The 1,243-nt window shown below is 34.8% G+C and carries 2 protein-coding genes; both read left to right on the plus strand.

Going from position 1 to position 1,243, the window contains the following annotated elements; translation table 11 throughout:
- The coding region (locus ACFQZ1_RS14635) for a Crp/Fnr family transcriptional regulator (protein WP_377882913.1) at positions 1-370 on the plus strand (370 nt) is incomplete at its 5' end.
- Positions 371-444: 74 nt separating this feature from the next.
- On the plus strand, positions 445-810 hold the full coding sequence (locus ACFQZ1_RS14640; RefSeq protein WP_166703039.1) for a carboxymuconolactone decarboxylase family protein: 366 nt from the start codon (positions 445-447) through the stop codon (positions 808-810).
- The last annotated feature ends 433 nt before the right edge of the window (positions 811-1,243 follow it).

Genomic DNA, 1,243 nt, shown 5'->3' on the forward strand with positions numbered 1-1,243 from the left:
CGATGTTGAAGCCTTAATCATACCGGCCGAAACTTTTCGGAACTGGATACATACATACGATTCGTTAAGCAGATTTATATACGGATTATTTATTCGTAAAATGTCAACTGTGACTCAGCTTGTAGAAGAGATTGCTTTTAAAGGGATAGACGATCGGATTGCAGATTATCTCATTAAACATACCTCTCTATATTCCGACGAGATAATCATAACCCACGAGAAGTTGTCTATTGAGTTAGGTACAGCACGGGAAGTAGTTAGCCGGACACTAAAGAAGTTCGAGAAGGAGGGACTTCTTACTTTACATCGCGGAAAAATCGTAAACATCCAACGAAAGGCTCTACAACAAAAATTTAGCCGTTTTCTGTGATATAGTTACAGAAATTCTCCTCTTTTAGATTATATGATAATGAGGACAACATTCATTAAGGAAGGAAGATCTTCATGGAAAATCTAAACGGTCTTTACAAAGGAGACGATGTTCTTTATCGAAATTCTTATTTAAAACGAATTAATGAGCTTATAAAAATGGCACCAGCATCCTCAAAAGCTTTTTTAACATTTGAGAAGGAGGCGTTTGTATCTGGATTAATACCAACGAAAACAAAGGAACTTATTGCGATTGCGGTGGCTCATACGACTGGTTGTCCCTATTGTATTGATGTTCATGTAAACAAGTATAAGAAATATGGGGGAACTATGGAAGAGGTTTTGGAGGCAATTATCGTTGCATCTGCAGTAAAAGCCGGAGCAGCCTTGAGTCACGGTGTAAATGCCTTAAATGCGTATGAGAAAAACAATATGCTATAGTAAATGGTTTTGTTTATTCACTTATAATGGGATAGCATTTAGATTTAAACGGCTTTATTGGTATGTTTTTAAGTATAGTGAAGTATCTTACATTAAAAATTAAACAAACATAATCCCGTCCTAAATTTAGGGCGGGATTATGTTTGTTTGTGTTGATTTGTAATAAAGTCACGATGTTTTGAAAAAAGATGCGACGTTTTTATCAAAAAATTCTAAATGAGTTTTGATTAATCTTTTCCTAAAGCTTGTTTGGAGAAATGATATACACATACAAAGTAGATAGAAAGATTGGGAAACAAAATAAGGGTTTGCTTAGATGGTTTTGGTGCAAAATAATTCGCTAGAACCATAGAATAGCAATATCCTATTAACCTTGAGGTTAAGCAGCTAACTTAAATAACTTATGAATGACTTCAACCTCATTTTGGGCATA

The sequence above is a fragment of the Bacillus sp. CGMCC 1.60114 genome (assembly GCF_042676365.1).
Taxonomy (GTDB): domain Bacteria; phylum Bacillota; class Bacilli; order Bacillales; family Bacillaceae_G; genus Bacillus_A; species Bacillus_A rhizoplanae_A.

Excerpts from the sequence above, each read along its gene's own strand:
- ACFQZ1_RS14640 (WP_166703039.1), top strand. The coding sequence starts at position 445 with ATGGAAAATCTAAACGGTCTTTACAAAGGAGACGATGTTCTTTATCGA.